Annotated in this window: 21 protein-coding genes; 18 read left to right on the forward strand and 3 right to left on the reverse strand. The window is 55.9% G+C overall.

What is annotated here, in order from left to right; translation table 11 throughout:
- Window positions 1–10 precede the first annotated feature (10 nt).
- Window positions 11–3,124, reverse strand: a complete 3,114-nt coding sequence (gene acrD, locus FDW96_RS23370; protein ID WP_079223179.1) for a multidrug efflux RND transporter permease AcrD — start codon at window positions 3,122–3,124, stop codon at window positions 11–13.
- A 184-nt stretch (window positions 3,125–3,308) separates the two neighbouring features.
- Entirely contained in the window at window positions 3,309–5,006 is a 1,698-nt protein-coding gene (gene narQ, locus FDW96_RS23375) for a nitrate/nitrite two-component system sensor histidine kinase NarQ (protein ID WP_137366383.1), read from the reverse strand.
- A 263-nt stretch (window positions 5,007–5,269) separates the two neighbouring features.
- Here narQ and aegA point away from each other — a divergent pair, with 263 nt between their 5' ends.
- The 3 genes from aegA (at window position 5,270) to FDW96_RS23390 (ending at window position 9,059) form a co-directional block, all read left to right on the forward strand.
- Window positions 5,270–7,249: a formate-dependent uric acid utilization protein AegA gene (gene aegA, locus FDW96_RS23380; RefSeq protein ID WP_137366384.1), complete on the forward strand. Its 1,980-nt coding sequence runs from the start codon at window positions 5,270–5,272 to the stop codon at window positions 7,247–7,249.
- A gap of 67 nt (window positions 7,250–7,316) precedes the next feature.
- Window positions 7,317–7,892 (forward strand): GDP-mannose pyrophosphatase NudK, encoded by a 576-nt coding sequence (nudK, locus tag FDW96_RS23385; RefSeq protein WP_006683526.1) that lies wholly within the window; start codon window positions 7,317–7,319, stop codon window positions 7,890–7,892.
- A gap of 123 nt (window positions 7,893–8,015) precedes the next feature.
- Window positions 8,016–9,059 (forward strand): DUF1176 domain-containing protein, encoded by a 1,044-nt coding sequence (locus FDW96_RS23390; protein WP_042307205.1) that lies wholly within the window; start codon window positions 8,016–8,018, stop codon window positions 9,057–9,059.
- Here the strand turns inward: FDW96_RS23390 and tkt are convergent.
- Entirely contained in the window at window positions 9,049–11,043 is a 1,995-nt protein-coding gene (gene tkt / locus FDW96_RS23395; RefSeq protein WP_137366385.1) for a transketolase, read from the reverse strand. The genes FDW96_RS23390 and tkt overlap by 11 nt on opposite strands.
- A 279-nt stretch (window positions 11,044–11,322) precedes the next feature.
- On the opposite strand from tkt, the gene maeB reads away from it, so the two are divergent.
- The 15 genes from maeB to eutC all read left to right on the forward strand — a co-directional run bounded on the left by maeB (window position 11,323) and on the right by eutC (window position 26,315).
- The gene (gene maeB / locus FDW96_RS23400; RefSeq protein ID WP_042306893.1) at window positions 11,323–13,602 is read left to right on the forward strand and encodes an NADP-dependent oxaloacetate-decarboxylating malate dehydrogenase; all 2,280 of its coding nucleotides are present in this window, start codon (window positions 11,323–11,325) and stop codon (window positions 13,600–13,602) included.
- A 159-nt stretch (window positions 13,603–13,761) separates the two neighbouring features.
- Window positions 13,762–14,097: an ethanolamine utilization microcompartment protein EutS gene (gene eutS, locus FDW96_RS23405; protein WP_003037995.1), complete on the forward strand. Its 336-nt coding sequence runs from the start codon at window positions 13,762–13,764 to the stop codon at window positions 14,095–14,097.
- Between the two features lie 12 nt (window positions 14,098–14,109).
- Entirely contained in the window at window positions 14,110–14,589 is a 480-nt protein-coding gene (eutP, locus tag FDW96_RS23410; protein ID WP_042306895.1) for an ethanolamine utilization acetate kinase EutP, read from the forward strand.
- Window positions 14,567–15,271, forward strand: a complete 705-nt coding sequence (eutQ, locus tag FDW96_RS23415) for an ethanolamine utilization acetate kinase EutQ (RefSeq protein ID WP_137366386.1) — start codon at window positions 14,567–14,569, stop codon at window positions 15,269–15,271. Before eutP ends, eutQ begins: the two co-directional genes overlap by 23 nt.
- 9 nt (window positions 15,272–15,280) lie before the next feature.
- A complete protein-coding gene (eutT, locus tag FDW96_RS23420; protein ID WP_137360597.1) occupies window positions 15,281–16,084 on the forward strand; it encodes an ethanolamine utilization cob(I)yrinic acid a,c-diamide adenosyltransferase EutT in 804 nt (267 codons plus the stop codon).
- Window positions 16,081–17,097 (forward strand): phosphate acetyltransferase, encoded by a 1,017-nt coding sequence (gene pta / locus FDW96_RS23425; RefSeq protein ID WP_137366387.1) that lies wholly within the window; start codon window positions 16,081–16,083, stop codon window positions 17,095–17,097. Before eutT ends, pta begins: the two co-directional genes overlap by 4 nt.
- Window positions 17,098–17,133: 36 nt before the next feature.
- Complete coding sequence (gene eutM / locus FDW96_RS23430; RefSeq protein ID WP_003835054.1) at window positions 17,134–17,427, forward strand: ethanolamine utilization microcompartment protein EutM; 294 nt, start codon at window positions 17,134–17,136, stop codon at window positions 17,425–17,427.
- 114 nt (window positions 17,428–17,541) lie between these two features.
- Entirely contained in the window at window positions 17,542–17,829 is a 288-nt protein-coding gene (gene eutN, locus FDW96_RS23435) for an ethanolamine utilization microcompartment protein EutN (RefSeq protein WP_003038011.1), read from the forward strand.
- Between the two features lie 11 nt (window positions 17,830–17,840).
- Window positions 17,841–19,244, forward strand: coding sequence for an aldehyde dehydrogenase family protein (locus FDW96_RS23440; protein WP_137366388.1), 1,404 nt, complete (start codon window positions 17,841–17,843; stop codon window positions 19,242–19,244).
- Window positions 19,245–19,256: 12 nt separating this feature from the next.
- Window positions 19,257–20,096, forward strand: a complete 840-nt coding sequence (eutJ, locus tag FDW96_RS23445) for an ethanolamine utilization protein EutJ (protein ID WP_137366389.1) — start codon at window positions 19,257–19,259, stop codon at window positions 20,094–20,096.
- Window positions 20,086–21,273, forward strand: coding sequence for an ethanolamine utilization ethanol dehydrogenase EutG (gene eutG / locus FDW96_RS23450; protein ID WP_137366390.1), 1,188 nt, complete (start codon window positions 20,086–20,088; stop codon window positions 21,271–21,273). Before eutJ ends, eutG begins: the two co-directional genes overlap by 11 nt.
- A gap of 119 nt (window positions 21,274–21,392) precedes the next feature.
- On the forward strand, window positions 21,393–22,625 hold the full coding sequence (gene eutH / locus FDW96_RS23455) for an ethanolamine utilization protein EutH (protein WP_042306909.1): 1,233 nt from the start codon (window positions 21,393–21,395) through the stop codon (window positions 22,623–22,625).
- Window positions 22,622–24,025, forward strand: coding sequence for an ethanolamine ammonia-lyase reactivating factor EutA (gene eutA / locus FDW96_RS23460; RefSeq protein ID WP_137366391.1), 1,404 nt, complete (start codon window positions 22,622–22,624; stop codon window positions 24,023–24,025). Before eutH ends, eutA begins: the two co-directional genes overlap by 4 nt.
- Window positions 24,026–24,036: 11 nt before the next feature.
- Window positions 24,037–25,398 carry an ethanolamine ammonia-lyase subunit alpha gene (gene eutB / locus FDW96_RS23465; RefSeq protein WP_003038029.1) on the forward strand — a complete coding sequence of 454 codons (1,362 nt, stop codon included), beginning with the start codon at window positions 24,037–24,039 and terminating at the stop codon, window positions 25,396–25,398.
- Window positions 25,399–25,418: 20 nt separating this feature from the next.
- The gene (gene eutC / locus FDW96_RS23470) at window positions 25,419–26,315 is read left to right on the forward strand and encodes an ethanolamine ammonia-lyase subunit EutC (RefSeq protein WP_137360604.1); all 897 of its coding nucleotides are present in this window, start codon (window positions 25,419–25,421) and stop codon (window positions 26,313–26,315) included.
- Window positions 26,316–26,323: the final 8 nt, after the last annotated feature.

The raw sequence follows: 26,323 nt of genomic DNA on the forward strand, positions 1-26,323 counted from the left end.
TTGTGTCCGATTATTCTGGGCGTGGCTTCAATGGGAAGCGTCGGCGGACCAGCACAAAAAACAGGGGGACGAAGTAAATTGCCAGGATTGTGGCTGAAATCATCCCGCCCATTACGCCGGTCCCCACTGCATGTTGACCGCCGGAACCCGCGCCATTGCTGATGGCCATCGGCAACACCCCAAAGATAAACGCCAGCGACGTCATCAGAATCGGGCGTAAGCGCTGGCGACAGGCATGCAGCGTGGCGTCGAGCAGATCGTGTCCTTTCTCGTTCATCTCATTGGCGAATTCAACAATCAATATCGCGTTCTTCGCTGAAAGACCGATAACGGTTAATAACCCGACCTGGAAATAGACATCGTTTTCCAGACCGCGCATCCAGGTGGCCAGCAGTGCGCCAATTACCCCCAGCGGCACCACCAGCATGACGGAGAAGGGCACCGACCAGCTTTCGTACAGTGCCGCCAGGCACAGGAACACTACCAGCAGAGAAATGGCGTACAGGGCAGGTGCCTGAGAACCAGACAGTCGCTCCTGATAAGACATTGCCGTCCATTCGAGACCAAATCCGGTCGGCAACTGTCGCACCAGCGACTCCATCACGTCCATTGCCGTACCGGTACTGACGCCGGGCGCGGCTTCACCGACAATCTCGACGGCAGAATAGCCGTTATAACGCTCCAGACGCGGTGAGCCGGTTTCCCAGCGCGAGGTGGCAAAGGCTGAGAAAGGCACCATGCCGCCGCTATTATTGCGGACGTACCACAGGTTGATGTCGTCCGGGAGCATGCGGTACTTCGCCGCCGCCTGGACGTAAACTTTCTTCACGCGACCGCGGTCCATAAAGTCATTAACGTAGCTGGAGCCCCAGGCCGTTTGCAATGTATCGTTGATGTCGTCAATGGACACGCCCAGCGCCTGGGCTTTGCGCTGATCGATATCAATTTGCAATTGTGGACTGTCGTCGAGTCCGTTATGACGAACGCGGGTCAGGGATGCGTCTTTCCCGGCCAGCTCAATCAGCTTGTCGCGTGCGGCCATTAACGCGTCATGGCCCGCGCCGGCGTGATCCTGCAGTTCCATATCAAAACCAGCCGAACTGCCGAGGCCGCTAATGGCCGGAGGGCTGCTGGCGAAGACGCGAGCCTCTTTAATCTTATTAAACGCTTTGGTCGCGCGTTCGATAATGGCGAAGGAAGTCCCGGTGGTGGCGTCACGCTCATCCCAGTCTTTTAAACGCACGAACATACGCGCCACGTTTTGTCCGTTCCCGCCGGGGCCGGATCCTACAGTGGAAAAGACCGACATAATGTTGTCTTTTTCGTGGGTGAAGTAATACTTCTCTACTTCCTCTACCACTTTCAACGTTTGTTGTTGGGTGGAGCCGCTGGGGAGCTGTATCGAGGTGGTAAACATTCCGCGGTCTTCCAGCGGCAGGAAGGAAGTCGGCAGACGCAGGAACAGGAAGACCATACCGCCGAGCAGCAGAACGTAGATCAGGATCCAGCGCAGGCTGCGATGCAGGATCCGGGCAACGCCTTTTTCGTAGCGTTCGGCATTGCGGTTAAACATGCGGTTAAACCAACCGAAGAAACCGGTCTGCCCGTGTTGTTCGCCTTTATGCAGCGGTTTAAGCAGCGTGGCGCACAGCGCAGGGGTGAGGATCATCGCCACCAGAACGGACAGCACCATCGCGGAAACAATGGTAATCGAGAACTGGCGATAAATAGCCCCGGTAGTGCCGCCGAAGAAGGCCATTGGGATAAACACCGCCGACAGTACCATGGCGATACCGACCAGCGCGCCCTGGATTTGCCCCATCGATTTCCGCGTGGCTTCACGCGGCGAGAGGCCCTCCTCACTCATAATTCGCTCGACGTTTTCCACTACCACAATGGCGTCATCCACCAGCAGGCCGATTGCCAGCACCATTGCGAACATGGTTAACGTGTTCACGCTATAGCCAAAGGCGTAGAGCACGGAGAAGGTACCCATCAGTACGACGGGAACGGCGATAGTGGGAATCAGCGTGGCGCGGAAGTTTTGCAGGAACAGGTACATGACCAAAAATACCAGCGCGATTGCTTCCAGCAGGGTTTTTACCACGTCGATGATTGAGGCTTTTACGAAGGAGGTGGTTTCATACGCCACCTTATATTCCAGTCCGTGTGGAAAATATTGCGACAGCTCGTTCAGACGGTTAATGACCAGCGTTGCCGTCGCCATTTCATTGGCGCCGGAGGCCAGCTTCACGCCCAGACCGGAGGCGGGATTACCGTTAAAGCGGCTGAGATAATCATACTTCTCAGCCCCCATTTCGACCGTCGCCACGTCGCCCAGTTTAACTTCTGAACCGTCCTGGCTAACGCGTAGCGTAATATCGCGGAATTGATCCGGAGTCTGCAGCAGCGACTGGGCATTAATCGTCGCATTCAGCGCTTGTTTGTCCACTGAAGGCGTGCCGCCAAGTTGCCCGACGGCAATCTGCGCATTCTGTGACTCGATAGCGTCGGTCACATCTTTGGCGGTCATCTGGAAGCTGTTAAGTTTGGCCGGGTCGAGCCAGATACGCATGGAGTATTGTGAACCGTAGGCGTCGATATCCCCCACGCCGTTTATACGACTGAGCGGGTCCTGAATATTACTCGCGACGTAATCAGCGATGTCCTGCTTATCCATGGAGCCATCGGTAGAGACGAAGGCGATGGTCAGAATATTTGTGTCCCCGGTTTTACGCACCGTGACCCCTTGATCCTGTACCGCCTGCGGCAACTTACGCATTGCCGATTGCAGCTGGTTTTGCACCTGCTGTACGGCTTCATCAGGATCGGTCCCGGCGACAAAGCTCAGCGTAACCGTCGCCTGGCCTGTCCCGCTGCTTTGTGATGACATGTACATCAGATTATCGAGACCAGTCATATTCTGCTCGATGACCTGGGTCACGGTGTTTTCCAGCGTTTGTGCAGATGCGCCAGGATAGTTGGCGGTTACCCGCACGTTGGGCGGGGCCAGATCGGGATATTGCTCAACGGGTAGTGAAAAAATAGCCAGGGCTCCTGTCAGGCACAACAGGATAGCTAACACCCAGGCAAAAATGGGGCGATCGATGAAAAAATTCGCCATTAAAAGGGGACCTCGTGTTTCTGCGTATCGTTATGGGTATGACTTGCTTCACTTTAGCGGCAAGGTACGAGCCAAACGTGGAGAAAAAAAGAAGATAATGTAAATTATCATGCCCGTTTACAGCATACCTTTTGTGCCAGCGCCGTCAGGCCTGGATCCAGGCCTGCAAGCGCTTTGCGGTTCTTTACGTTAGCCCACTGTCGGAGTCAGCCGAACGAAAACTGATGCTCACCAGCGTTCCCCCGCCGGAGGGCTGCGAGAAGGTCAGCGTGCCGCTCAGCCTTTCCGCTCGCTCACGCATAATATTTAATCCATAGTGCCCGGTAGGCTCATGCGGTTCGCCAATGCCGATGCCGTTATCGCGGATATAAACAGTATGATTGCCATCCGGCGCGGTGACGCAACTGACGGCAATTTCGGTTGCGTTAGCATGCTTAATCGCGTTCAGCACCGCTTCACGAACAATTTGCAACAGATGCACCTGCATTTGCGCATCCAGCGCCAGCGTAGGCAACCGACAATCGAGTGTGAGTTTAGCTGAGGTCTGATTTTGCAGCGTTTCCAGCATTTCATGCAGGGCGGAGGGTAAATCGGCCTGCTGTAAGGTCAGACGGAAGGTGGTCAGCAGCTCGCGCAATTGACGATAGGCATCATTCAGCGCCTGAGAGAAATCCGCCATAATGCTTTGCGCCGGAGCGTTATCCTTTGGAATCGAGCGCTTCAGCAGCGTGAGCTGAATGCGTAAATAAGAGAGCACCTGCGCCAACGAGTCATGCAGTTCGCGTGCAATGGTCGCGCGCTCTTCCATTAATAACAGCTGCTGAAAATGTTTTTGCGCCTGGTTGAAGTACAACCCGCGTCCCAGCATAGACGATACGCTGTTGAGCAGCGGGGTCGAGGCATTGACGTTTGGACTTTGCCAGTGCAGTTCGCCGTAGACGGTTTCCTGCATCGTGACCGGCAGGATTTGCATTGGCAGCTCGGGGCTTTTGGTCCCTTCGCTAATCCGCCAGTTATCGCCGACGGTGAGTTCCAGGAAATACGCGGCGTCATGTTCGCGGACAATCTGTAAAATATGGCGGAAACAGTACACATCAATCTGACTGGTGTTGAGCGCCTGAGAGCACTGATACAGCACCTCCAGGCGGCGATTAGCTTCGTGGAGATCGTGGGTTTTCTCTGCGACCGAGGCTTCCAGCGAGCGGTACAGCTTGTGCAACTCACTCGACATCTGGCTAAAGGTCTTGCCCAGCAGCCCCAGTTCGTTGGGTAAACCGGTATCCAGCGGCGGGATATCAAACTGACCGTGCTCAATGTGCTGGCTGGCCATTACCAGCTTATTTAGCGGCCGCACCACCTGCTGGCGAATGCGCCGCAGGGTAAAGAAAACCAAAGTGAATATGCCGATCCCGCCAGCCAGCGAAATACCAAAAACCAGCATCACTTTGCGTTCGGCGTAATGTTGCAGCGCCAGTACGAAGAGATCGATTTGATCGACATAGTTGTTGATATTAGCCTGGTACCATTTTAAATCGCCATCGATCAGACGGGCGTTCATTTCCAGCCAGTTTGCATGCAGTCGTCCATAGCGACTTTTCACCGCTTGCGGTACATACCACGCATTCAGATTTTGCAATGCCGACGAGTTTAGCGCCTGTTGGAAAAGTTGGCGGTGAGCGTTGAGTTGCGGGCTTTGGCTTTGCAGATCGTAACCCAGACGGTAGCTTTGCATGCGCAATGAGCCAGCAACGTTGATGGCTTCAGCGTCCCGCAAGCTGCTGGTCAGCGTGAGTAACGCAATACCCGTTGAGAGAATCGACAACAGCACGATGTAGAAAAAAGCCTTGGCCAGACTGGCCGAGACCGGACGCTTTACCGTCACTTGTGCATCCTCACACAATACACGTCGCGCCTTGATACAGCCCGAACGATGCGGTGTAGTTGATAAATGTTAATAAAACGCCATGAAACTGGATGGTAACTGAAACACAATTTCATATGCGATGAAATAAATTGATCTGCCACAGGTTCTGGATAAATAGTTGTGCTTCCTGGGCAAATGAACATTGCCGCTTCCTTCCGTGTCGGTTAATAACAACAGTCATATAAAGAATAAGGTTTTTGCAACCAAAAAAGAAGGAAGCCATGAATCGTTTTATTATGGTCAATAGCCAGCAGTGCCTGGGTTGCCATGCCTGTGAGGTCGCCTGCGTCATGGCTCACAATGGCGAGCAGCATGTCCTGAGCCCGCGGCATTTTCAGCCCCGAATTACCGTCATCAAGCATCAGCAACAACGCAGTGCGGTGACCTGCCACCACTGTGAAGATGCGCCCTGCGCCAGAAGTTGCCCAAACGGGGCAATCAGCCATGAAAACGACAGCGTGCAGGTGAACCCGCAAAAATGTATTGGCTGCAAATCGTGCGTCGTGGCTTGTCCCTTTGGCACGATGCAGATCGTACTCACTCCCGTGGCTAAAGGAAAGGTGAAAGCGACAGCGCATAAATGCGACTTATGTCAGGGGCGTGAAGAGGGGCCCGCCTGCGTGGAAAACTGTCCGGCACAGGCGTTACAGTTGGTGACGGAAAACGCGCTTACCGGTCTGTCAAAAGCGCGCAGACTGCGTACAGCCAGTCTGGAGAGTCAGCCCTGGCACAGTAGCGCTACCGATTTTGTTCAGGTTGCCATCACCAAACGTGAGCAAATGCAGGCGACGCCTGCGCGTGGTGAGCCGGACAAGCTGGCGATTGAAGCCCGTAAAACCAGCTTTGAAGAGATCTATCTGCCGTTTCGTACGGCGCAGGCGGAACGGGAAGCATTCCGCTGTCTGAAATGCGGCGACCACAGTATTTGCGAATGGACCTGCCCACTGCATAACCATATTCCGCAGTGGATAGAACTGGTCAAAGCCGGGAACATTGACGCGGCGGTTGAGCTTTCTCATCAGACCAACTGTCTGCCGGAAGTGACCGGGCGCGTGTGTCCCCAGGATCGGCTCTGCGAAGGGGCATGTACGGTGCGTAACGAGCATGGCGCGGTGACTATCGGTAATATTGAGCGTTATATTTCTGATCGGGCGCTGAGTAAAGGTTGGCGACCGGACTTAAGCCACGTACAGAAAGTGGATAAGCGCGTCGCGATTATCGGCGCGGGTCCGGCGGGCCTGGCCTGTGCGGATGTGTTAGCGCGAAACGGCGTTAGCGCCACCGTGTACGATCGCCATCCTGAAATCGGCGGTTTGCTGACGTTTGGCATACCGGCCTTCAAGCTCGACAAAACGCTGCTGGCGCGTCGCCGTGAAATCTTCAGCGCCATGGGTATTCATTTCGAACTTAACTGCGAAGTGGGCAAGGATGTGGCGCTGGCGACGCTGCTGGAAGAGTACGATGCCGTGTTTGTGGGCGTGGGGACCTATCGTTCCATGAAGGCGGACCTGCCGAATGAAGACGCGCCTGGTGTTTATGATGCGCTGCCGTTCCTGATTGCCAACACGAAACAGGTGATGGGGCTGGATGAACTGCCTGAAGAACCGTTTATTGATACCGCCGGGTTGAATGTGGTTGTCCTGGGCGGAGGCGATACGGCAATGGACTGCGTTCGCACTGCGCTGCGTCACGGCGCAAGTCAGGTAACCTGCGCCTATCGTCGTGATGAAGCCAACATGCCGGGTTCGAAAAAAGAGGTAAAAAACGCGCGTGAAGAGGGGGCGAACTTTGAGTTTAACGTCCAGCCGGTTGAACTGGTGTTGAATGCCGATGGACGAGTCAGCGGCGTGCGTTTCTTACGTACCCAGCTTGGCGAGCCGGACGCGAATGGGCGTCGACGTCCGGTGCCGATCGCCGGGAGTGAGTTTGTTATGCCCGCAGACGCGGTGATCATGGCGTTTGGTTTCCACCCGCACGGTATGCCGTGGCTGGAGACGCATGGCGTTAAGGTCGATAACTGGGGACGGATTGCCGCCAACGTTGAGAGCGCGTACCGTTATCAAACCAGTAATCCGAAAATTTTTGCCGGCGGAGATGCGGTACGCGGTGCGGACCTGGTGGTCACGGCGATGGCCGAAGGGCGGCATGCTGCCCAAGGGATCGTTGACTGGCTGGGCGTAAAATCAGTCAAATCTCACTAGCCGAAGGTCAAGACAAACCCGGTTTCACGGCGTAGTATTATTTTTCACTTCTCGCCGTGGAGCCGGTATGTCGCAAAAAATTACCCTCATCAAAGATAAAGTCCTTTCTGATAACTACTTCATCCTGCGCAATATCACCTATGACCTGACCCGAAGTAATGGGGAGGTGATTCGTCACAAACGCGAGGTTTACGATCGCGGCAACGGTGCGACTATTCTGTTGTATAACGCTGAGAAAAAAACCGTGGTGCTCATCCGTCAGTTCCGCGTCGCGACCTGGGTCAACGGTAACGAAGACGGCCAACTGATTGAAACCTGCGCCGGGCTACTGGATAACGACGAACCGGAAGCGTGTATTCGTAAAGAGGCGATTGAAGAGACCGGCTATGAAGTGGGTGAAGTGCGTAAACTGTTCGAACTCTACATGTCTCCGGGCGGCGTAACGGAGCTGATCCATTTCTTTATCGCGCAATACAGCGACAGTCAACGGGCAAACGCAGGCGGCGGTGTTGAAGATGAAGATATTGAGGTTCTGGAGCTACCGTTCACGCAGGCACTGGAAATGATTAAAACGGGTGAGATCCGTGACGGCAAAACGGTGCTGTTGTTGAATTACCTGCAGTCGTCGCACCTGATGGATTAACCTTCAGTATTAATATTTCTTTACAAATAGACGGCCAATCCGACGATTCTTATTGAGCCACATCAGTCGCGCAAGGAAGATACCGCTTAGGCTGTGTGTTTTGATTTCGGGGTTGTACCGTCCATGCGCTATCGCGTCATTTTCTTTTTCCTGCTCGGGCTGCTACCCGTTCGTTTGCTGTGGGCCGCGCCCGCGCAGCAGGCTTTTTCTGATTGGCAGGTGACGTGTAACAACCAGAATTTTTGCGTGGCGCGCAATACCGGAGAACATCACGGCCTGGTCATGACCCTCAGCCGCAGCGCCGGGGCGCACACCGATGCCGTGTTGCGTATTGAACTGGGAGGGCTGGAGCCTTCCCATGTTAAAGAGAGCGAAATTGCGTCGCGTCTGTTGCTGGATGGCGACTCGCTTGCGCTTAGCGGTGAGCACTGGCGTATTACGCCCTGGCAACTGATGACCGATGATCCGGCAACTATTAGCGCATTTTTACAAACTGTACAGGACGCGAAGGCAATAACCCTGCAAAAAGGCGCGCAAAATCTTTCACTGATCGGATTAAAAGCAGCATTGCTGTTTATCGATGCCCAGCAAAAACGCGTGGGGAGCGAAACCGCCTGGATCGAAAAAGGTGATGAGCCGCCGCTCAGCGTACCGCCAGCCCCGGCCCTGAAAGGTGTGGCTGTCATTAACCCAACGCCAACGCCCTTAACACAACAAGAGCGCAGTGAGCTGCTGGATTATGGTAACTGGCGCATCAATGGTATTCGCTGCTCGATCGATCCACTGCGTCGCGAGATGCGCGTCACGGCCCTGACGGATGATAAAGCGCTACTGATGATCGGCTGTGAAGCCGGGGCGTATAACACTATCGATCTGGCGTGGATTGTTTCGCGCGCAAAACCGTTAACTTCCAGTGCCGTACGTTTGAGTCTGCCATTTAAAACGGATGCCGAAAGTCGGGATATGGAGCTGACCAACGCCACATTTGACGAGAAGTCGCGAGAACTGGTTACCCTCGCCAAAGGACGAGGGATGGCAGATTGCGGTATCCAGACGCGCTGGCGCTATGATGGACAGCGGTTTCGCCTGGCGCGTTATGCCCAGGAACCAAGTTGCGATAACTGGCATGGGCCAGATGCCTGGCCCACATTGTGGATCACGCGTTAAGCACTTTATGCGCTTTGGCCACGATGTTATCCACCGTAAAGCCGAAGAACGGGAACAACTTATCTGCCGGAGCCGATTCTCCATAACCGGTCATGCCGACAATTGCCCCTTTTAGACCGACATATTTGTACCAGTAATCGGCAATGCCTGCTTCCACCGCCACGCGCGCGCTGACGTTTATCGGTAAGACAGATTCCCGGTACGCCTCATCCTGAGCGTCAAAAATATCGGTTGAGGGCAGAGAAACCACACGCACGTTACGACCCTCACCGGTCAGTTTTTCCGCCGCTAGCAGCGTGATTTCCATTTCTGAACCGGTCGCAATCAAAATAACATCCGGTTTACCGCCGCTGTCCTTCAGCACATATCCCCCGCGGGCAATCTGCTGCACCTGTTCAGGTGTACGCTCAACCTGCGCCAGATTTTGTCTGGAGAGGATTAGCGCCGTTGGCCCGTCATGGCGTTCGACCGCCAGCTTCCAGCCTACTGCCGCCTCAACCTGATCGCACGGTCGCCAGGTGCTGAAATTAGGTGTCAGACGCAGGCTGGCGAGCTGTTCAACGGCCTGGTGCGTAGGACCATCCTCCCCCAGACCAATCGAGTCGTGGGTATAAACCATGATTTGTCTGGCCTTCATCAGCGCCGCCATGCGCGCGGCATTACGGGCATATTCGACAAACATCAGGAACGTGGCGGTGTAAGGCACAAAGCCACCGTGATGGGCGATACCGTTAGCAATCGCGGTCATGCCAAACTCCCGCACGCCGTAGTGGATGTAGTTTCCGGCCGGATCCTCTTTAAGCGAAGCGGAACCTTTCCAGATAGTCAGATTGCTCGGCGCCAGATCCGCCGAGCCGCCAAGCAGTTCAGGCAGTATCGGCCCGTAGGCGTTCAGGGTATTTTGTGAGGCCTTACGGGTGGCGATTTTGGCCGGATTAGCCTGTAAGTCGGTAATGTACTTCTGGGTCGTCTCTTCCCACTGTTCCGGCAGCCCGCCGCTCATTCGACGGGTAAATTCAGCCGCCAGCTCCGGGTGTGCTTGTTGATACGCCGCGAATTTCTCATTCCAGGCCTGTTGCGCTTTCTCACCTTTTTCCCGTGCATCCCACGCCCGGTAAATCTCTTTGGGGATCTCAAAAGCAGGATGGTGCCACCCCAGCTTCTGTCGGGTTAGCGCCACTTCTTCTTCACCCAGCGCAGCGCCGTGCGCTTCTTCTTTCCCGGCTTTATTCGGTGAGCCAAAACCAATCACCGTGCGGCAGATAATCAGCGATGGCTTATCGGTAACAGCCTGCGCTTCCTGAATCGCTTTTTTCACCGCCTCAGGATCATGACCATCAATCTCATGCACCACATGCCAGTGATAGGCCTCAAAGCGTTTTGCGGTATCGTCGGTAAACCAGCCGTCGGTTTCGCCATCAATCGAGATGCCGTTGTGATCGTAGAAGCCGATCAGTTTGCCCAGTCCCAGGGTTCCCGCCAGGGAACAAACCTCGTGGGAAATTCCCTCCATCAGGCAGCCGTCGCCCATAAACACCCAGGTATAGTGGTTAACAATCTCATGATCCGGCTGGTTAAATTGCGCAGCCAGCGTGCGTTCGGCAATCGCCAGGCCAACCGCGTTGGCTAAACCCTGACCCAGCGGGCCGGTGGTGGTTTCCACGCCCGGCGTGTAGCCGATTTCTGGATGCCCTGGCGTCTTCGAATGCAGTTGGCGGAAGTTCTTCAACTCCTCTAACGGCAAATCGTAGCCGGAAAGATGCAGCAGACTGTAAAGCAGCATTGAAGCGTGACCATTGGACAGAATAAATCGGTCACGATCGTACCAGGTGGGATCGGTCGGGTTATGGCGGAGGAAATCATTCCACAGTACTTCGGCGATATCGGCCATACCCATTGGTGCGCCGGGGTGGCCTGAGTTAGCTTTTTGTACGGCATCCATACTTAGCGCACGAATGGCATTGGCAAGCTCTTTACGGGTCATAGGAAATACTCCTTGAAAAGTAAAGCGTTAGATGCGTGTGTTAATTCACACTTTTGGGAAAATTGCGGGCTGCACACGCAAAAAGCATAGCAGACAAGCATGGCATTGCTGGATTAAGCAGGTAACATGGCTGTTATAAGTTGATAACAAATTCTTTCTTTGAATGGCGAGAGTTTGGGGACCTTCAAAGTTTGGGCCGCTGACAGAGGTGATAATGTGCGGCTCGTAGCATGGTTACCCGCGCCACTTTTTTGATCGACACGTGAAAGGAACAACAAGATGGATGACCAGTTAAAACAAAGCGCCCTCGATTTCCACGAATTTCCAGTACCAGGTAAAATTCAGGTTTCTCCGACCAAGCCTCTGGCAACACAGCGCGATCTTGCTCTGGCCTACTCGCCAGGCGTTGCAGCGCCGTGTCTGGAAATTGAAAAGGACCCGCTGGCGGCCTACAAATACACCGCGCGCGGCAACCTGGTTGCGGTTATCTCCAACGGTACGGCGGTGCTGGGCCTGGGCAATATCGGCGCACTGGCTGGTAAACCGGTGATGGAAGGTAAAGGCGTTCTGTTTAAGAAATTCGCCGGGATTGACGTGTTCGATATCGAAGTGGATGAGCTTGATCCGGATAAATTTATCAACGTCGTGGCGGCTCTGGAGCCAACATTTGGCGGCATCAACCTCGAAGATATTAAAGCGCCGGAGTGCTTCTACATTGAGCAAAAACTGCGCGAGCGCATGAATATTCCGGTATTCCATGATGATCAGCACGGCACGGCGATCATCAGCACCGCCGCAATTCTGAACGGTCTGCGGGTGGTGGAGAAGAACATCTCTGACGTACGCATGGTGGTGTCCGGCGCAGGTGCGGCGGCGATTGCCTGTATGAACCTGCTGGTGGCGCTGGGGATGCAGAAACACAATATTGTGGTCTGCGACTCCAAAGGCGTGATTTACAAAGACCGCGAACCGAACATGGCGGAGACCAAAGCGGCTTACGCGGTAGTGGATGATGGTAAACGTACGCTGGATGACGTGATTGACGGCGCAGACATTTTCCTCGGCTGTTCTGGCCCGAAAGTGCTGACCCAGGAAATGGTCAAGAAGATGGCGCGTGCGCCAATGATCCTGGCACTCGCTAACCCGGAACCGGAAATCCTGCCGCCGCTGGCAAAAGAGGTGCGCTCGGACGCTATCATTTGTACCGGTCGTTCCGACTATCCGAACCAGGTTAACAACGTTCTCTGCTTCCCGTTCATCTTCCGTGGCGCGCTGGACGTCGGCGCTACCGCCATCAACGAAGAGATGAAACTGGCCGCGGTACACGCCATTGCTGAGCTGGCGCACGCCGAGCAGAGCGAAGTGGTGGCCTCTGCCTATGGCGATCAGGACCTGAGCTTTGGCCCGGAATACATCATTCCGAAACCGTTCGACCCACGTCTGATCGTCAAAATCGCCCCAGCGGTAGCAAAAGCGGCGATGGACTCCGGTGTGGCGACGCGTCCGATTGCTGACTTTGACGCTTATATCGATAAGCTGACCGAATTTGTCTACAAAACCAACCTGTTCATGAAGCCGATTTTCTCCCAGGCACGTAAAGCGCCGAAGCGCGTGGTGCTGACGGAAGGGGAAGAGGCGCGTGTGCTGCATGCGACTCAGGAGCTGATCACCTTAGGTCTGGCGAAGCCGATCCTGATTGGTCGTCCGAGCGTGATCGAAATGCGTATCCAGAAACTGGGGCTGCAGATCAAAGCCGGTGTCGATTTTGAAATCGTTAACAATGAGTCCGATCCGCGCTTTAAAGAGTACTGGAGCGAGTACTACCAGATCATGAAGCGCCGTGGTATTACCCAGGAGCAGGCGCAGCGTGCGGTGATTGCCAACACCACGGTGATCGGTGCGATCATGGTGCAGCGCGGTGAAGCGGATGCGATGATCTGCGGTACGATTGGCGACTATCATGAGCACTTCAGCGTAGTTAAAGAGGTGTTTGGTTACCGCGAAGGCGTGCATACGGCCGGAGCGATGAACGCTTTGCTGCTGCCAAGCGGTAACACCTTTATCGCCGACACCTACGTCAACGATGACCCTACGCCGGAGCAACTGGCTGAAATCGCCGTGATGGCGGCAGAAACCGTACGTCGCTTTGGTATTGAACCGAAGGTGGCATTACTGTCGCATTCCAACTTTGGCTCATCAAACTGTCCGTCGGCCAGCAAAATGCGTGAAGCGCTGGCGCTGATTAAGGCGCGTGCGCCAGAATTGATGATTGACGGTGAAATGCACGGTGATGCCGCGCTGGTGGAAAGTATCCGTAATGACCGTATGCCGGACAGCCCGTTGAAAGGCTCAGCGAATATTCTGGTGATGCCGAATATGGAGGCTGCTCGTATTAGTTACAACTTACTACGTGTTTCCAGCTCCGAAGGCGTAACGGTCGGCCCAGTGCTGATGGGGGTAGCGAAACCGGTTCACGTATTAACGCAGATCGCCTCTGTTCGTCGTATCGTTAATATGGTGGCGCTGGCCGTTGTAGAAGCTCAAACACAGCCGCTGTAATTTCACTTTAATTATTTCTGGCGCGGGTACCTCCCGCGCCTTTTTATTTTCCTTTTCTTAGTGATCCACTTCACCTTTTAAACCTGGTTGCCGAATTTTGTTATTTACTCTGACAAAAAATTGCCACGATGAGGGCAGTTTTAGCGGAGGCGGTGAGCAATGGAAAAAGAACGCATCATTCAGGAATTTGTGCCGGGGAAACAGGTCACGCTGGCGCATCTCATTGCGCACCCTGGCGAAGAACTGGCGAAAAAGATCGGCGTTCCCGAAGCGGGCGCCATCGGCATTATGACGCTGACGCCAGGCGAAACCGCGATGATAGCCGGTGATTTAGCCATGAAAGCGGCGGATGTACATATCGGCTTTCTCGATAGATTCAGCGGGGCGCTGGTGATTTATGGCTCGGTAGGCGCGGTAGAAGAAGCGCTATTACAGACGGTGAGCGGTCTGGGTCGGTTATTAAATTTCACGTTGTGCAACCTGACAAAAAGTTAATCAGAGGCGGCGATGAAACGTATTGCGTTTGTCGGTACGGTGGGCGCGGGGAAAACAACGCTCTTTAATGCGCTACAGGGGAATTATTCCCTCGCCAGAAAAACACAGGCCGTTGAGTTTAATGAAAATGGCGATATCGACACGCCTGGGGAATATTTTAGCCATCCGCGTTGGTACCACGCCTTAATTACCACGCTGCAGGATGTCGATACGTTGATTTATATACACGCGGCAAATGATAAAGAAAGTCGCTTACCTGCCGGGCTGTTGGATATCGGCGCCAGTAAACGACAAATCGCCGTTATCAGCAAAACGGACATGCCGGATGCCGACGTCGCCGCAACGCGACAACTACTTCGCGGGATGGGGTTTCATGAGCCGATTTTCGAGCTCAATAGCCATGACCCGCGCAGCGTGCAGCACCTGGTGGATTATCTGACTGAGCTCAGCCAAAAGGAGGAAAGGGCAGGTGAAAAAACTCATCACAGCTAACGATATTCGTGCGGCCCACGCACGCGGCGAACAGGAAATGTCGGTTGTTCTGCGCGCCAGCATCATCACCCCGGAGGCACGCGAAGTGGCGGAGCTGCTGGGCGTCACTATCCGTGAATGCGACGAATCCGCGCCAACTGCCGCCGCTGCTGCACCGGCTGCGGTGGATGATGGCAAAACGGAAAGCCAGCGCATTCGTGAAACCATCATTGCGCAATTGCCCGAAGGGCAATTTACCGAAAGCCTGGTCGCGCAGCTGATGGACAAAGTCATGAAGGAGAAACAGTCGCTGGAGCAGGGCGGAATGCAGCCGAGCTTTAAATCGGTCACCGGCAAAGGCGGCGTCAAAGTCATCGACGGTAGCAGCGTGAAGTTTGGGCGTTTTGACGGCGCACAACCACACTGCGTTGGCTTAACCGATCTGGTGACCGACCAGGACGGTAGCAGTATGGCCGCCGGGTTCATGCAGTGGGATAACGCCTTTTTCCCATGGACGCTGAACTACGACGAAATCGACATGATTCTGGAAGGCGAGCTGCACGTTCGCCACGAAGGCGAAACCATGATTGCTAAAGCCGGGGACGTCATGTTTATCCCGAAAGGCTCCAGCATTGAATTTGGTACGCCATCGACGGTGAAGTTTCTGTATGTGGCCTGGCCTGCGAACTGGCAGTCCTGCTAAGGCGGATGTATGAAGGATTTCATTACCGAAGCATGGCTCAGAGCGAATCATACGCTCAGCGAGGGGGCTGAAATTCATCTCCCCGCTGATGCTCGCCTGACGCCGTCTGCCCGGGAATTACTGGAAAGCCGACATCTGCGCATTAAGTTTATCGACGAGCAGGGCAGCCTGTTTATTGATGACGAACAACAGCAGCCGCAGCCGGTGCATGGTTTAACCAGCAGCGATACCCATCCACAGGCCAGCTGCGAACTGTGTCATCAACCGGTGGCGAAGAAACCAGACACGCTGACGCATCTGACGGCTGACAAGATGGTCGCCAAAAGTGATCCACGTCTGGGATTTCGCGCCGCGCTGGACAGCACCATCGCGCTGGCCGTGTGGTTGCAGATCGATCTGGCGGAACCGTGGCAGCCGTGGCTGGCGGATATCCGTTCGCGCCTGGGCAATATTATGCGCGCCGATGCTATGGACGAGCCGCTGGCAGCACAAGCTATCGTCGGTTTGAGCGACGAAGATTTACACCGGCTTTCACATCATCCGCTGCGCTATCTGGATCACGATCATCTGGTGCCTGAGGCCAGCCACGGACGTGATTGTGCGCTGTTGAATCTGCTGCGTACCAAAGTCCGTGAAACGGAGACGGTGGCGGCTCAGGTCTTCATTACCCGCAGTTTTGAAGTTATACGACCGGACATCATGCAGGCGCTCAATCGCCTTTCCAGTACGGTCTACGTGATGATGATTCTGAGCGTGGCGAAACATCCGCTGACGGTTAGCCAAATTCAACAACGACTGGGGGAGAAGCCATGATCATCGAACGTGCTCGTCAACTCGCCCAGCAAGCCCCTGCTCGGGTGGTGTTCCCGGATGCGCTGGATGTCCGGGTGCTGAAAGCCGCGAATTATCTGCATCAGCACGGTCTGGCACGCCCCATTCTTGTCGCCAGCCCATTTGCTTTGCGCCAGTTTGCTCTCAGCCATCGGGTGGCGATGGATGGTATCCAGGTTATCGATCCGCAAAGCAATCTGGCAATGCGCGAAGAGTTTGCGCTGCGCTGGCTGGCCCGCGCGGGAGATAAAACGCCAGCCGATGCGCTGGAAAAGCTCAATGATCCGCTGATGTTCGCTGCGGCAATGGTCAGCGCGCGAGAAGCTGACGTCTGTATTGCCGGCAATCTGTCGTCAACAGCAAACGTGCTGCGCGCCGGGTTACGCATTATTGGGCTACAGCCGGGCTGTAAAACGCTGTCGTCGATTTTTCTGATGCTGCCGCAGTATCTCGGACCGTCATTAGGCTTTGCCGATTGCAGCGTCGTACCCCAGCCCACCGCTGCACAGCTGGCGGATATTGCGATTGCCAGCGCGCAGACCTGGCAGGCAATTACCGGTGAAGAGCCGCGCGTGGCCATGCTGTCGTTTTCAAGTAATGGCAGTGCCCGTCACCCCAACGTCGCTAACGTGCAGCAGGCCACGGAGATCGTTCGTGAACGTGCGCCGCAGCTTATCGTGGATGGCGAACTGCAATTTGATGCCGCCTTTGTTCCGGATGTCGCCGCGCAAAAAGCGCCTGCAAGTCCGTTAAAGGGTAATGCCAATGTGATGGTCTTCCCATCGCTTGAAGCAGGCAATATTGGTTACAAAATCGCCCAGCGTTTGGGAGGGTATCGTGCAGTCGGGCCACTGATCCAGGGGCTTGCCGCACCGCTTCATGACCTCTCTCGCGGCTGTAGCGTACAGGAAATTATCGAACTGGCGTTGGTGGCAGCAGTGCCGCGCCAGACTGACGTGAGTCGTGAAAACGCCTCACAAACACTGGTTGTTTAGGTCCCGTTCTGGACCCCTTAATGAGAGGAAAACACAATGGAAGCATTAGGAATGATTGAAACCCGGGGCCTGGTTGCACTGATTGAGGCTTCTGACGCAATGGTTAAAGCGGCACGCGTGAAACTGGTTGGCGTGAAGCAGATCGGTGGCGGTCTGGTCACTGCCATGGTCCGTGGCGACGTAGCGGCATGCAAAGCCGCAACGGACGCAGGTGCTGCGGCTGCACAGCGTATTGGCGAGCTGGTTTCCGTACATGTGATCCCGCGTCCGCATGGCGATCTGGAAGAAGTGTTCCCGATCAGCTTTAAAGGCGACAGCAACGACATGTAAGTCGTCCATGTGACGCCACAGACTGTATTGCTGGCGTCACCCTCTCTCCTTTTCACATTACCTTCTGCGGAGGGTAGGGGGAGGTTTTACCTGAAATATGCCACGGAGGCGCGTATGAAACTGGCAATCGTCACAGGACAAATTGTTTGTACCGTACGCCATCAGGGGCTCGCGCACGACAAGTTGCTGATGGTGGAAATGATTGATGCCCAGGGTAATCCCGATGGGCAATGTGCTGTTGCTATCGACAGCATCGGGGCGGGAACCGGAGAGTGGGTGCTGCTGGTCAGCGGAAGCTCAGCCCGTCAGGCGCACCGTAACGAATCATCACCTGTCGATCTGTGCGTGATTGGCATTGTCGATGAAGTGGTGGCAGGTGGTCAGGTGATCTTCCATAAATAAGGCAGAAAATCATGAATCAACAGGATATTGAACAGGTCGTGAAAGCGGTACTGCTAAAAATGAAAGACAGCAGCCAACCCGTCAGTGCCGTTCAAGAAATGGGCGTTTTTGCCTCCCTGGATGACGCAGTGGCGGCAGCAAAACTGGCCCAGCAAGGGCTGAAAAGCGTTGCCATGCGCCAACTGGCTATCGCGGCGCTACGTGAGGCGGGCGAAAAGCACGCCAGAGAATTAGCGGAACTTGCCGTCACAGAAACCGGCATGGGACGCGTTGAGGATAAATTTGCCAAAAACGTTGCGCAGGCACGCGGCACGCCGGGAGTGGAATGTCTGTCTCCACAGGTCCTGACCGGCGATAACGGCCTGACGCTGATTGAAAATGCGCCGTGGGGCGTGGTGGCCTCGGTGACACCGTCCACCAACCCGGCCGCAACCGTTATTAACAATGCCATTAGCCTGATCGCAGCTGGCAACAGCGTGGTCTTCGCGCCGCATCCGGCGGCGAAAAAAGTTTCTCAGCGCGCCATCACCCTGCTTAACCAGGCGGTGGTCGCTGCAGGCGGTCCGGCAAACCTGCTGGTTACCGTTGCCAATCCGGATATCGAAACCGCCCAGCGTCTGTTCAAGTACCCAGGCATCGGCCTGCTGGTCGTCACCGGTGGCGAAGCCGTAGTGGATGCCGCGCGTAAACACACCAACAAACGTCTGATTGCCGCCGGTGCGGGTAACCCGCCGGTGGTGGTGGATGAAACCGCCGATCTGGCCCGCGCGGCGCAGTCGATCGTCAAAGGCGCGTCGTTTGACAACAACATTATCTGCGCCGACGAAAAAGTGCTGATTGTGGTCGACAGCGTCGCCGATGAGCTGATGCGTCTGATGGAAAGCCAGCATGCGGTGAAATTGACCGCGGCCCAGGCTGAACAGTTGCAACCAGTGCTGCTGAAAAATATCGATGAGCGCGGTAAAGGCACGGTCAGTCGTGACTGGGTAGGGCGCGACGCAGGAAAAATCGCTGCGGCGATTGGTCTGAACGTACCGGAGCAAACCCGGCTGTTATTCGTCGAAACCTCCGCGACGCATCCGTTTGCCGTCACCGAACTGATGATGCCGGTTCTGCCGGTCGTGCGGGTCGCTAACGTCGATGAAGCCATTGAACTGGCGGTCAAGCTGGAAGGCGGCTGCCACCATACGGCGGCAATGCACTCACGCAATATCGACAACATGAACCGCATGGCGAACGCCATTGATACCAGCATTTTCGTCAAGAACGGGCCGTGTATTGCCGGTCTGGGACTCGGCGGCGAAGGCTGGACCACGATGACCATTACCACGCCAACCGGGGAAGGGGTAACCAGCGCGCGTACGTTTGTGCGTCTGCGTCGCTGTGTGTTGGTGGACGCCTTCAGAATTGTATAAGGAGTAAAAGAGATGGCGCACGACGAACAACGTTGGCTGACACCCAGACTGCAAAAAGCAGCCACGCTATGCAACCAGACGCCTGCTGCGAGCGAATCACCGCTATGGCTGGGCGTTGATTTGGGGACGTGTGATGTGGTGTCGATGGTCGTCGACGGTGACGGGCAGCCGGTAGCGGTTTGCCTCGACTGGGCCGATGTCGTGCGCGATGGCATCGTCTGGGATTTCTTCGGCGCAGTAACCATTGTTCGTCGCCATCTCGATACGCTTGAACAACAGCTGGGTTGCCGCTTTACCCATGCGGCAACCTCGTTTCCACCGGGAACGGACCCACGAATCTCCATTAACGTGCTGGAGTCAGCCGGACTTGAAGTGAGTCATGTGCTCGACGAGCCGACTGCCGTGGCGGATCTGTTGCAGCTCGATAACGCTGGCGTGGTGGATATCGGCGGCGGCACCACCGGGATAGCCATTGTTAAGCAGGGCAAAGTGACTTATTCCGCCGATGAAGCGACCGGCGGGCACCACATTTCTCTGACGCTGGCCGGGAACCGCCGTATCCAACTGGAAGAAGCCGAACAGTACAAACGCAGCAACGGTCAGGAGATCTGGCCGGTGGTGAAGCCAGTCTACGAAAAAATGGCGGAAATCGTGGCTCACCATATTGCCGGGCAGGGTGTCACCGATTTATGGCTGGCCGGCGGTTCCTGCATGCAGCCGGGCGTGGATGAGCTGTTCCGTAAGCGCTTCCCGGAACTGCAGGTGCATTTACCTCAGCACAGCCTGTTTATGACCCCGCTGGCGATTGCCAACAGCGGAAAAGAAAAAGCGGAAGGAATCTATGCAAGCTGAATTGCAGACCGCGCTCTTTCAGGCATTCGACACCCTGAATCTGCAACGCGTAAAAACGTTTAGCGTTCCACCGGTTACGTTATGTGGACTGGGAGCGCTCAGTACCTGCGGACAGGAAGCACAAACGCGCGGACTGACGCATATGTTTGTCATGGTCGACAGCTTCCTGCATCAGGCGGGAATGACCGCCGCGCTGGAGCGTAGCCTGGCGATGAAAGGTGTGGCGATGACGCTGTGGCCGTGCCCGGTGGGCGAACCGTGCATTACGGATGTCTGCGCCGCGGTCGCGCAACTGCGTGAATCGAAGTGCGACGGCGTGGTGGCCTTTGGCGGAGGTTCCGTACTGGATGCCGCTAAGGCAGTGGCGTTGCTGGTGACTAATCCCACGCAGACCCTGGCTGACATGGATGAGCGCAGCGTGTTACGCCCGCGTTTGCCGCTGATTGCCGTACCAACTACCGCCGGAACGGGGTCGGAAACCACTAACGTCACGGTGATTATCGACGCTGCAACCGGACTTAAAAAAGTGCTGGCGCATGCGTCGTTGATGCCGGATGTGGCGATTCTTGACGCCGCGCTAACGGAAGGTGTACCCGCACACGTCACGGCGATGACCGGGATCGATGCGCTGACGCATGCCGTTGAAGCGTATAGCGCCCTGAACGCGACGCCGTTTACCGACAGCCTGGCGATTGGCGCGATTGCGATGATCGGCAAATCGCTGCCGAAGGCCGTTGGCTATGGGCAGGATCTGGCGGCGCGGGAAAGCATGCTGCTGGCCTCCTGTATGGCCGGGATGGCGTTTTCCAGCGCGGGGCTGGGCCTGTGCCATGCGATGGCCCACCAGCCGGGTGCGACGTTGCACATTCCGCACGGGCAGGCTAACGCCATGCTGCTGCCCACGGTAATGGGGTTCAACCGCATGGTATGTCGTGAGCGCTTCAGCCATATCGGACGGGCGTTAACCAACAAGAAGTCGGACGATCGCGATGCCATCAACGCCGTCAGCGAGCTGATTAGCGAAGTGGGCCAGACCAGACGGCTCTCCGACGTTGGGGCAAAGCCCGAGCATTACAGCGCATGGGCTGACGCCGCGCTGGAGGATATTTGTATTCGCAGTAACCCACGCACCGCCACACAGGCACAGATTATCGACCTGTACGCGGCTGCTGGGTAATGCCTGTAGGCCGGATAAGGTGCTCGCACCGCCATCCGGCAATAACACGGCGTTAATGCCGGAGGCGACGTAAACGTCTTATCCGGCCTACAAATCACAAATGACAGGGAGTAGGGGCTATGGGAATTAACGAAATCATCATGTACATCATGATGTTCTTTATGCTGATTGCCGCCGTGGACAGGATCCTGTCGCAGTTTGGCGGTTCAGCGCGCTTCCTCGGTAAGTTCGGTAAGAGTATTGAGGGATCGGGCGGTCAGTTTGAAGAAGGTTTTATGGCGATGGGCGCGTTGGGCCTGGCGATGGTCGGTATGACCGCGCTGGCACCGGTACTGGCGCATGTGCTCGGTCCGGTGATTATTCCGCTGTACGAAATGCTGGGCGCGAACCCGTCGATGTTTGCCGGAACGCTGCTGGCGTGCGACATGGGCGGCTTCTTCCTGGCGAAAGAACTGGCGGGTGGCGACGTTGCGGCGTGGCTGTACTCTGGCCTGATCCTTGGGGCGATGATGGGGCCGACGCTGGTCTTCTCCATTCCGGTTGCGCTGGGGATTATTGAACCGTCCGACCGTCGTTATCTGGCGCTGGGCGTGCTGGCCGGTATCGTCACCATTCCGATTGGTTGTATTGCGGGTGGTTTGATAGCGATGTACTCCGGCGTTGAAATCAACGGTCAGCCGGTGGAGTTCACCTTCGCGCTAATCCTGATGAACATGATCCCGGTGCTGATCGTGGCTGTGCTGGTGGCGCTGGGTCTGAAATTCATCCCGGAAAAAATGATCAACGGCTTCCAGATTTTCGCGAAATTCCTGGTGGCGCTGATCACCATCGGTCTGGCGGCGGCAGTCATCAAATTCCTGCTTGGTTGGGAGCTGATCCCGGGTCTGGACCCTATTTTCATGGCGCCGGGCGACAAGCCGGGTGAAGTGATGCGCGCCATCGAAGTTATCGGCTCTATCTCCTGTGTACTGCTCGGCGCGTACCCGATGGTGCTGCTGCTGACCCGCTGGTTTGAAAAACCGCTGATGAGCGTCGGTAACCTGTTAAAAGTCAATAACATTGCGGCTGCGGGCATGGTGGCGACACTGGCGAACAACATCCCAATGTTCGGCATGATGAAGAATATGGATACCCGCGGCAAAGTGATCAACTGCGCGTTTGCGGTCTCCGCGGCCTTCGCGCTGGGTGACCACTTAGGTTTCGCCGCTGCCAACATGAACGCCATGATCTTCCCGATGATTGTCGGAAAGCTGATTGGCGGCGTGACGGCGATTGGTGTGGCTATGCTGTTGGTACCGAAAGATGAAGATGTGCCAGCAGAAGTGGAAACCAACCCGGAGGCGCAATCGTGAACACTCGCCAGCTACTGAGCGTCGGTATCGATATCGGCACCACCACCACTCAGGTGATCTTCTCGCGCCTTGAGCTGGTTAACCGTGCGGCAGTGTCGCAGGTGCCGCGCTACGAATTCATCAAACGCGAAATTAGCTGGCAAAGCCCGGTGTTCTTCACCCCTGTTGATAAGCAGGGCGGGTTGAAAGAGGCTGAACTTAAGGCACTGATCCTTGCCCAGTATCAGGCGGCGGGCATCAAGCCTGAAGCTGTTGATTCCGGGGCGATCATCATCACCGGCGAAAGCGCCAAAACCCGCAACGCCCGCCCGGCGGTAATGACGCTCTCCCAGTCGCTGGGGGACTTCGTGGTTGCCAGCGCCGGTCCGCACCTGGAGTCGGTGATCGCCGGTCACGGTGCGGGCGCACAAACGCTGTCTGAGCAGAAGTTGTGCCGTGTACTGAATATCGACATCGGTGGCGGGACGTCGAACTATGTGTTGTTCGACGCCGGAAAGGTCAGCGGTTCGGCCTGCCTGAACGTCGGTGGGCGACTGCTGGAAACCGACGGTCAGGGGCGCGTGGTGCATGCGCATCAGCCGGGACAGATGATTGTCGATGACGTATTTGGTCCGGGCTTTGACGCCCGAACGCTCAACGCCTCACAACTGGTCCAGGTAGCAAGACGCATGGCGGCGCTGATTGTGGAGGTGATTGACGGCACGCTTTCACCTTTGGCGCAGGCGCTGATGCAAACCGGTCTGCTGCCTGCGGGCGTGAAACCGGAAGTGATTACGTTGTCCGGCGGGGTGGGCGAGTGCTACCGCAACCAACCTGCCGATCCGTTCTGTTTTTCCGACATTGGACCGCTGCTCGCCACGGCGTTGCATGAACATCCGCGCCTGCGTGAGATGAACGTGCAGTTCCCGGCGCAAACCGTGCGCGCCACGGTGATTGGCGCCGGGGCGCATACGCTGTCGCTTTCGGGCAGCACTATCTGGCTGGAAGGCGTGGCGCTTCCGCTGCGCAATCTGCCGGTGGCGATTCCGGTTGATGAGGCTGATTTGGTGGCTGCCTGGCAACAGGCGTTGATGCAGCTCGATCTGGATCCGCAAACGGACGCCTACGTGCTGGCGCTGCCCGGTTCGCTACCGGTGCGCTACGCAGCGCTGTTAACGGTAATTGATGCGCTGCTGGCCTTTGTCGCGCGCTATCCGAATCCGCATCCCCTGCTGGTGGTAGCCGAGCAGGATTTTGGTAAAGCCCTGGGCATGCTGTTACGCCCACAGTTACAGCAACACCCGCTGGCGGTCATCGATGAGGTGGTTGTCCGGGCGGGGGACTATATCGACATTGGTACGCCTCTTTTTGGCGGATCGGTTGTGCCGGTGACGGTGAAATCACTCGCATTTCCTTCCTGAGGGAACGACTTATGAAACTAAAGACCACATTGTTCGGCAATGTTTATCAGTTTAAGGATGTTAAAGAGGTGCTGGCCAAAGCCAACGAACTGCGTTCGGGGGATGTGCTGGCAGGGGTAGCTGCAACCAGTTCGCAGGAACGCGTGGCGGCCAAGCAGGTGCTGTCGGAAATGACGGTAGCGGATATCCGTAATAACCCGGTGATTTCCTATGAAGAGGACTGCGTGACGCGTCTGATTCAGGATGACGTCAACGAAACGGCCTATAACCGCATCAAAAACTGGAGTATCAGCGAGCTGCGCGAGTACGTGCTGAGCGATGAAACCTCTGTTGATGACATTGCGTTTACGCGCAAAGGGTTAACGTCGGAAGTGGTCGCTGCGGTAGCAAAAATCTGCTCCAACGCGGACCTGATCTACGGCGGCAAGAAAATGCCGGTGATCAAAAAAGCTAACACCACTATCGGGCTGCCGGGCACCTTTAGCTGCCGTTTGCAGCCGAACGACACCCGTGACGACGTGCAGAGTATTGCGGCGCAAATCTATGAAGGGCTGTCTTTCGGGGCGGGCGATGCGGTGATCGGCGTAAACCCGGTAACGGATGACGTGGAAAACTTAAGCCGCGTGCTTGATACCGTGTACGGCGTTATCGATAAATTCAATATTCCGACCCAGGGCTGCGTACTGGCGCACGTTACCACCCAGATTGAAGCGATTCGTCGCGGCGCGCCGGGTGGATTGATCTTCCAGAGTATCTGCGGCAGCGAGAAAGGTTTAAAAGAGTTCGGCGTGGAGCTGGCAATGCTCGATGAAGCGCGCGCCGTAGGCGCTGAATTCAACCGTATCGCCGGGGAAAACTGCCTGTACTTCGAAACCGGACAAGGTTCTGCACTCTCCGCTGGCGCTAACTTCGGCGCCGATCAGGTGACAATGGAAGCGCGTAACTACGGGCTGGCGCGGCACTACGATCCGTTCCTGGTGAACACCGTGGTGGGCTTTATCGGGCCAGAGTATCTCTACAACGACCGTCAGATTATTCGCGCGGGTCTGGAAGATCACTTTATGGGCAAGCTGAGCGGCATCTCGATGGGCTGCGACTGCTGCTACACCAACCATGCTGATGCTGACCAGAACCTTAACGAAAACCTGATGATTTTGCTCGCCACCGCTGGCTGCAACTACATCATGGGCATGCCGCTCGGCGACGACATCATGCTCAACTATCAGACCACCGCATTCCACGATACCGCGACCGTGCGCCAGTTGCTGAACCTGCGCCCGTCGCCGGAGTTTGAACGCTGGCTGGAAACCATGGGCATTATGGCAAACGGTCGCCTGACCAAACGGGCGGGCGATCCGTCACTGTTCTTCTGATGATGCGGGGATGAAACACGATGGATCAAAAACAGATTGAAGAAATTGTACGCAGCGTAATGGCGTCAATGGGTGAGTCTCAACCGCAGGCTCAAGAACCGTCAGCACCAGCAAAATGCAGCACTACGCAGTGCGCCGCGCCGACTGGTGAAAGCTGTGCGATGGACTTAGGCTCAGCCGAAGCTAAAGCGTGGATAGGCGTTGAGAATCCGCACCGCGCAGAGGTGTTGACTGAACTGCGGCGCAGTACCGCGGCGCGTGTATGTACCGGGCGCGCCGGTCCTCGTCCGCGCACCCAGGCGTTACTGCGCTTCCTGGCCGACCACTCGCGTTCGAAAGATACGGTATTGAAAGAAGTGCCGGAAGAGTGGGTAAAAGCGCAAGGGCTGCTGGAAGTGCGTTCGGAAATCAGTGACAAAAACCTGTATCTGACGCGCCCGGATCTGGGGCGTCGTCTGAGTGCGGAAGCCATTGAAGCGCTGAAATCGCAGTGTGTAATGAACCCGGATGTGCAGGTGATTATCTCTGATGGCTTGTCTACCGATGCCATCACTGCCAACTACGAAGAGATTCTCCCGCCGCTGTTGTCAGGCTTAAAACAAGCCGGATTAAAAGTCGGGACCCCGTTCTTCGTTCGCTATGGTCGCGTGAAAATCGAAGATCAGATCGGCGAACTGCTGGGCGCGAAAGCGGTGATCCTGCTGGTAGGTGAACGTCCGGGCCTCGGCCAGTCGGAAAGTCTCTCCTGCTACGCCGTCTATTCGCCGCGCGTGGCGACGACCGTTGAAGCTGACCGTACCTGTATCTCGAACATTCACCAGGGCGGTACGCCACCGGTTGAAGCAGCGGCGGTGATTGTGGATTTGGCCAAGCGCATGCTGGAGCAAAAAGCCTCCGGCATCAATATGACCCGTTAAGGAGGCAT

The sequence above is a fragment of the Citrobacter sp. TBCS-15 genome (assembly GCF_005280815.1).
GTDB lineage: Bacteria > Pseudomonadota > Gammaproteobacteria > Enterobacterales > Enterobacteriaceae > Citrobacter > Citrobacter werkmanii.

Excerpts from the sequence above, each read along its gene's own strand:
- pta (WP_137366387.1), top strand. The coding sequence starts at position 16,081 with ATGATCATCGAACGTGCTCGTCAACTCGCCCAGCAAGCCCCTGCTCGG.
- eutB (WP_003038029.1), top strand. The coding sequence starts at position 24,037 with ATGAAACTAAAGACCACATTGTTCGGCAATGTTTATCAGTTTAAGGAT.
- FDW96_RS23440 (WP_137366388.1), top strand. The coding sequence starts at position 17,841 with ATGAATCAACAGGATATTGAACAGGTCGTGAAAGCGGTACTGCTAAAA.
- aegA (WP_137366384.1), top strand. The coding sequence starts at position 5,270 with ATGAATCGTTTTATTATGGTCAATAGCCAGCAGTGCCTGGGTTGCCAT.
- eutN (WP_003038011.1), top strand. The coding sequence starts at position 17,542 with ATGAAACTGGCAATCGTCACAGGACAAATTGTTTGTACCGTACGCCAT.
- eutM (WP_003835054.1), top strand. The coding sequence starts at position 17,134 with ATGGAAGCATTAGGAATGATTGAAACCCGGGGCCTGGTTGCACTGATT.
- eutC (WP_137360604.1), top strand. The coding sequence starts at position 25,419 with ATGGATCAAAAACAGATTGAAGAAATTGTACGCAGCGTAATGGCGTCA.
- eutS (WP_003037995.1), top strand. The coding sequence starts at position 13,762 with ATGGAAAAAGAACGCATCATTCAGGAATTTGTGCCGGGGAAACAGGTC.
- maeB (WP_042306893.1), top strand. The coding sequence starts at position 11,323 with ATGGATGACCAGTTAAAACAAAGCGCCCTCGATTTCCACGAATTTCCA.
- acrD (WP_079223179.1), bottom strand. The coding sequence starts at position 3,124 with ATGGCGAATTTTTTCATCGATCGCCCCATTTTTGCCTGGGTGTTAGCT.
- eutP (WP_042306895.1), top strand. The coding sequence starts at position 14,110 with ATGAAACGTATTGCGTTTGTCGGTACGGTGGGCGCGGGGAAAACAACG.
- tkt (WP_137366385.1), bottom strand. The coding sequence starts at position 11,043 with ATGACCCGTAAAGAGCTTGCCAATGCCATTCGTGCGCTAAGTATGGAT.
- eutH (WP_042306909.1), top strand. The coding sequence starts at position 21,393 with ATGGGAATTAACGAAATCATCATGTACATCATGATGTTCTTTATGCTG.
- FDW96_RS23390 (WP_042307205.1), top strand. The coding sequence starts at position 8,016 with ATGCGCTATCGCGTCATTTTCTTTTTCCTGCTCGGGCTGCTACCCGTT.
- eutT (WP_137360597.1), top strand. The coding sequence starts at position 15,281 with ATGAAGGATTTCATTACCGAAGCATGGCTCAGAGCGAATCATACGCTC.
- eutJ (WP_137366389.1), top strand. The coding sequence starts at position 19,257 with ATGGCGCACGACGAACAACGTTGGCTGACACCCAGACTGCAAAAAGCA.
- nudK (WP_006683526.1), top strand. The coding sequence starts at position 7,317 with ATGTCGCAAAAAATTACCCTCATCAAAGATAAAGTCCTTTCTGATAAC.
- eutG (WP_137366390.1), top strand. The coding sequence starts at position 20,086 with ATGCAAGCTGAATTGCAGACCGCGCTCTTTCAGGCATTCGACACCCTG.